The organism is Microbacterium sp. UBA3486 (assembly GCF_002377845.1).
Taxonomy (GTDB): Bacteria; Actinomycetota; Actinomycetes; order Actinomycetales; family Microbacteriaceae; genus Microbacterium; species Microbacterium maritypicum_A.
In genome coordinates this window covers 1-5,996 of record NZ_DFQP01000062.1, presented here as the reverse complement: position 1 = coordinate 5,996, position 5,996 = coordinate 1, and the positions used below count along the sequence as shown (strand labels likewise).

The 5,996-nt window shown below is 68.6% G+C and carries 5 protein-coding genes and 1 tRNA gene; all 6 read left to right on the top strand.

Features of this window, described 5'->3' with window-relative positions:
* Positions 1 to 193: MogA/MoaB family molybdenum cofactor biosynthesis protein (locus B2869_RS08770; RefSeq protein ID WP_414683270.1), on the top strand; the 193-nt coding region annotated here is incomplete at its 5' end.
* Entirely contained in the window at positions 183 to 893 is a 711-nt protein-coding gene (locus B2869_RS08765; protein WP_292765174.1) for a GNAT family N-acetyltransferase, read from the top strand. The genes B2869_RS08770 and B2869_RS08765, both read left to right, overlap by 11 nt.
* Positions 894 to 1,144: 251 nt before the next feature.
* On the top strand, positions 1,145 to 1,894 hold the full coding sequence (locus B2869_RS08760) for a hypothetical protein (protein ID WP_292765172.1): 750 nt from the start codon (positions 1,145 to 1,147) through the stop codon (positions 1,892 to 1,894).
* Positions 1,895 to 1,969: 75 nt separating this feature from the next.
* Positions 1,970 to 2,041: transfer RNA gene (locus B2869_RS08755), tRNA-Ala, on the top strand.
* A 143-nt stretch (positions 2,042 to 2,184) separates the two neighbouring features.
* The gene (locus B2869_RS08750; RefSeq protein ID WP_292765170.1) at positions 2,185 to 2,898 is read left to right on the top strand and encodes a GntR family transcriptional regulator; all 714 of its coding nucleotides are present in this window, start codon (positions 2,185 to 2,187) and stop codon (positions 2,896 to 2,898) included.
* Positions 2,899 to 3,189: 291 nt separating this feature from the next.
* On the top strand, positions 3,190 to 5,996 hold a 2,807-nt coding region (locus B2869_RS08745), incomplete at its 3' end, for a LamG-like jellyroll fold domain-containing protein (RefSeq protein ID WP_292765167.1).

Below are 5,996 nucleotides of genomic sequence, written 5' to 3'. Positions count from 1 at the left end.
GGCGCTGATCGCCCAGCGTGGCGTCGAGGCAGGGGTGCTGACCGCGGTCCTCTCACGGGGGCTGGCGGGTGCGGCCGGGAAGACCATCGTCGTGAACCTGCCCGGGTCCGTCGGGGGAGTGCGCGATGCCTTGGCCGTGCTGGAGCAGGTTCTTCCGCACGCCGTCGGCCAGGTGTCCGGCCATGACCACTGACTCCTCGGACCTGCCGGAGTGCCCGCGCCGTCTTCCCGAGTGCGTCGACTTTCCCGTGCGGCACCGGTGGCCGGTGGAACTGCGCTGTGACGCGGTGGTGCTGCGGCCGCTTCGCCTCACCGATCGCCGCGAATGGAACAAGGTCCGGGAACGCAACCGTGCTTGGAATGCGCCGTGGGATGCCACCCGTCCGCCCAATTCCTCACGGGTGGCGGCGAGCTTCGGCCAGATGGTGCGTGCCCTCAACACACAGGCGAAGCAGGACCTCGCGCTGCCCTTCGCGATCTGTTGGGACGAGGCTGCGCTGGATCCGGCCCGCCGGCCCACCCGGGCCTCACGTCTGCCGGTGGCCGGCCAGATCACGGTGAGCAACATCACCTGGGGGTCGGCGCACTTTGCCCACTGCGGTTACTGGATCGACGAGGCGCTGGCCGGCCGTGGCGTGGTGCCGACCGCCCTGGCGCTGGTCACCGACTACTGCTTCCAGGTGATGGGTCTGCACCGGATGGAGGTCAACATCCGGCCCGAGAATGCCAAGAGCCTGCGCGTGGTGGAGAAGTTGGGTTTCCGCGACGAGGGTCTGCGTGAGCGCTACCTGCACATCGACGGGGACTGGCGGGACCACCGCAGCTTCGCCCTGTGCGACGAGGACGTCCCCGATGGGCTGTTGAACCGCTACCTGGCTAGGGATCCCGACTGATCCTGTGGGCCATGGTGCGAGCCGCTCGGGTTCGTGGCATTCGCTCGGGTTTGCTCGTGTCGCGCGGGTTCCTGGGCGCCGCTCGGGTTTCTGCGGTCCGCGTGTATTGCAACACGAGCGGCTGGCAGGAAGCCACTCGGATGTCTGTGGGCGCTGGAATGTAGTCCTGTGATGAGAATTCCTCAACCAACTCCTCGACACTCCGTTGAGGGTCGCCGCCGTGTGCTTGACCTACCCATAACCTTGGGCCCGTGACGGGACTGATCTTTGTGGTAATTGCTCTGGGGTGGCTGGCCTACCTCGTTCCGTCCTTTGTCGCGCGCCGCGACGGTGTTGATCTTGAAGCCATGGATCCGCTGGAGCGCTTCGGTGAGACCGCTCGCATCATTGCCCCGTCCACGGCGGTCGTCGACTCGTCGGTCTCGACGCCATTGACGCGTCGTGCTGCCCGCGCGGAGATCCGCGACACCGCACGCCGCGCCGCACGACGTCGTCGCAATGTGGTCCTGGCACTCGCCGGGCTCACGGCCCTCACCGTGGCGGGTGCTGCCTTCGACGCCGTCATCTGGTGGACCCCGCTGGTGCCCGCCGTGCTGTTGGTGGCCTTCCTGGTGGTGGCGCGGTTCAGCGTCGTGCGCCTGAACGCGCAGCTCGATGCGCGGGTGGCCGAGCTGGAGACGGACTGGCGTGACGAGACGATCAGCTTCGAGGTGCCTGCCGGGCTGCGCAACTTGGGCGTCAGCAATGACTCCACCGAACTGTCCATTGAGATCAGCGCCCCGATTGAGGGCCTGACCGGTGGCCTATGGGGCCCGATCCCGGTGACGGTTCCCACCTATATCAGCAAGCCCATGGTGCCCCGCACGGTGCGCACGATTGACCTCTCCGCACCGGCGCCGGTTGCGACGAGCAATGCCCCCGTGGTGGCCGAGGCCCGCGAGCAGGACCAGATGACCGGGAACGGCGACGAGCAGGAGCAGCGCCGCGCCGTCGGCGAGTGACCCGCATTGGCTAGCGAAGGTGGGGGAGTGCTACTCTTTTCCTCGCTGCTCGTCAGCACCACAACTCAAGACTTGGGGCATTGGCGCAGTTGGTAGCGCGTCTCGTTCGCAATGAGAAGGTCAGGGGTTCGAATCCCCTTAGGTCCACCGAACACTGAAGCCCCCAGGCACATGCCCGGGGGCTTCAGTCATCTCCGGGGTGCCGGCGCATGGGCGTTAGAGTGAGCTGTGCCGTCGCAACCCGGGAGCGTTCCGCTCCACAACGCCGTGATGCGCTCGCATGCGTTCCGATGAGTGAGGTGCTGGCCCGTCTGCGCGGGCAGATCCTCGACGGAACCTACGCTGGGGGAGCAGGGCTTCCCAGCGAGATGGAGCTGGCCGCCCTCCACGGCGTCTCTCGACGCACGATCCGCACCGTGCTCGCCACCCTGGCGCGGCAGGGGCTGGTCGAGTCGCACCGGGGCTCAGGATGGTTCGTGCAGCCCAGCCAGCCGCAGGGATTCGACCGGATGCGGTCGTTCACCCAGTGGGCGCGTGGCCGCGGGCGCGCACCCGGCGGTCTCATCGTGGCCCGCACGACGCGGAAGGCCACGGCGCGGGAGGCGCGTCTGCTGGCTATTCGGACGGATGCCGACGTCCTCACCTTCACCCGGGTCCGGACCCTCGACCAGCGTGCCGTGATGGTGGAGCGCTCGACCTGGGCGCCCTGGGTGGTGCCGCATGTGACCGGCGTCCCCGACGATGTCGTCTCCACGACACGAGTGCTCGCAGACGCCGGGATCGTGGTCTCGTCGGGAAACCACCGGATCGAGGCGGTGGCCGCAGCCACCGAGGATGCGCGTCTGCTCGGTGTGCGGAGATCCAGTCCGCTCCTGCAGGTGCGACGCGAGACCTTCGCCTCGAACGGCCGACCCGTCGAATGCGCCGAGGATCGCTACGTTCCGCACACGATCTCCTTCGAAGCGCAGGCCTTCGGAGCGGCCGCGCTCCCCGGCGAAGACTGAACGGGTCGCGCGACTGCGCCCACTGTGCGCACCGGGTCGCCCGGATCGCCGCGCGGGCGGCCGATGACACGTCTGCGTCGGCCGGTGTTCACCCCGGAGTCATCTTGCGGCGGTCGATTGGGGAAGTCCGATTTCTTCTCGTCTCACAGAGGATGCTCCGTGTCTCGTCGTAAACCGCCCGCCCCCGATCCGTTCCTTTCCCGCCGCGGATTCGCGCGGCTCCTCCGCCCCGCATCGCTCGTCGCCGTCGCTGCCTGTATCGCGGGACCCGCGCTCCCGGCTGCTGCGTCCGTGGCCGCACCGGTCGTCACCACGTCCAACGCGACCCTCGCCGTGACCGATCCCGAAGACGTGTCGCCCGCCACCGAGACGGGCGGCACCATCATCCGCCTCGAGCGCGAGGCACCGACCAGCGGTCGGGTCGGGAGTGCTGTGCTGCTTCCTTCGGCCTCCGCGGCCGATGTCGACGGCTCCGCGAGCGAGCTCGTCGTCACGGTGGAAGACCCTTCCGGTGTCGTCACGATGGTGATGCCGGAGGAATCGGGCGGATATCGATTCACCCCGACCATCCCCGGCGAGTACGTCGTCGCCTACTCGATCAGCGATGCCGCGGGCGGTGTGAGCGAGGAGACCCGCACGATCACCGTGGCCGGTGCGCCGGATGCGGCCGTGGCCGCGGCTCCGAGCGTCGCAGCGGCGCCGGCGGTCGAGGCCGGAGGACCGGACGTGCGCTTCGCGGCGATCGGTGACATCCACGTCAACTGGGACGAGCTCGCCGAGGCCTACGACTTCTGGGCACAGGAAAACGTCCAGACCGCCCTGTTCGTCGGCGACCTCACCAACAGTGCGACGCCGGGCGAATTCGCCGGACTCAAGCAGACGATGGATTCCAAGGCAGGCCTCGGCATCCCGGCGATCGCGTCGCTCGGAAACCACGACGTCTCGGGTATCTCCTCGTACGACCTGTTCACGCAGGCGACGGGCGGTCAGAAGCCGAACGCCGACTACACCGTGAACGGCTACCACGTCATCACGGTGTCGCCGGGCAGCGGCACCATCGACCCCGACACGGGCAAGCCCTCGGGAGCGAGCGGCGGCAACTACGCCTACGCCCAGTCCTGGTTGCAGCAGAGGCTGGCAGCCGCCACGGCTGAAGACCCGAACAAGCCCGTCATGGTGCTGGTGCACCACCCGCTCCAGTGCACCCATTACGTCTCGAACGAGTGGTACGGCACCGGTCTCTCCAGCGGCTGCGGCGACGGCTTCCAGTCCGTGTTCGATGACTTCCCGCAGGCTGTCGTCTGGGGCGGTCACATCCACACGCCGCAGAACATCCCGACCTCGATCTGGCAGGGCCAGGAGAACCGGAGCGGCGAGCGGTCGACTCAGGGATTCACCACCGTGAACGCGCCGCCGCTGGCGTACTACGAGTTCGAGTCGGGTGTCGTGAACTCGAGCCCGACCAGCCGCGGCAACGACACCACGCCGGATGACGCGGGCAACAACCGCCAGACGGCCATCGTCGAGATCACCGGCACCACCGTCACCATCAAGAACTACGACCTGCTCGCCGATCAGTGGATCGACCAGACCTGGACCTGGGACGTGGCCGACTCGGTCGATGAGACCAAGTCCTATGACGAGCGTTTCCCGTTCAACAACTCTCACCGCGCTGCGCAGTCCGCCGGCCCGATCTGGCCGGAGGGTGCTGCCGTGACCGTCGGCGACATCGCGAGCACGAAGGCGATGGCCTCCTTCCCGCAGGCCGTGCCCGCGCCGAACTCCGTCGGCGACATCGTGCACAAGTACCGTTACTCCACGGTCGACGTCGCCACCGGCGAGGAGGTGAACTCGTTCCTGCAGTGGTCGGGCTTCTACAACCTGCCGATGCCTGCCGACCGCAGCCACGAGCTGTGGAACCTGCTCCCCGGGAAGGAGTACGAGGTGCGGGTCACCCCGATCAACGCCTGGGGCAAGGAGGGTGCCGCGCTGACGACGCGGTTCACCAGCACCGAAGGCAGCGGCGGTGAGGGGCCCTTCGACCCCAGCAGTCTGACCTTCGACGATCTCCGCGCCGCCCTGCCCACGGCTGATCTCCTGGACGTCGGCTTCGCGGGCGGCACGGCGAGCGACTCCTCTCCGGCCGCGCGTCCGCTCACCGCAGGCGCCGATGCCCGGATCGAGAACGATCCCGGCGTGGGATCCGATGTCGTGATCGGCGCGGAGGGGGCTGCCACCGGCATCCGCACTCCGAAGTGGACGGACGCGGAGTATGCAGCGCTGCAGGATGGCTTCACCCTCGATGCGACCTTCCGTCTCGACGCGATCGCCGGCGGATACGTCGACGTGTTCGGCGGCATGCAGAGCGGGGGCATCGGTCTCGAGGCCGTCGGCACCAGCGCGACGACCTACGAACTGCAGTTCTGGTACGCCTCGCCTCGTCCGGCGGTCAGCCTGAAGTACGGCCAGTGGTACCACGTGACCGCCTGGTATGACGGCCAGGATGCACGGCTGTACGTCGACGGCGTCCGAAAGGCCGAGTCCGAAGGAGTGTCGTTCTCCGTCAAGCCCAGCGCGGCCGACGCGCGCTACATGGTGATCGGCGGCGACGCGAACACGTCGGGCGCGCTCGACGACGCCACCATGGACGGACGGATCGCCGGAGTCGAGGTCTACAGCGCTCCGCTCTCCGACAAGGACGTGTACCGGGTGGCGACGCGGGAGCTCACCGCACTCGACACCATGCCGCCGCTCGTGCGCGTCGCCCCGGAACCCGCGGGTGAGGCCACGGTCGGAACCGCCTACACCGCCCCGCGCGCCGAGGCCGTGGACAACTCGGGACGCGTGAGCACGATGCTCGAGGTGACCGACCCGTCGGGTGCCCCCGTGGCGGTCGACGACCCGGCGTCCGGCCTGCGGGCGCTCGCCGCGGCTGCCGGAGACGGATACACGTTCACCCCGACCGCGACCGGCACCTACACCCTGAAGTACATCGCCACCGACGCGGCCGCCCGGCAGAACCAGGTCACGTTCACCGTGACCTCGACAGCCGGCTCCGACGGCGGCAACCCCGGCGGCACCCCCGGTGGCACCCCCGG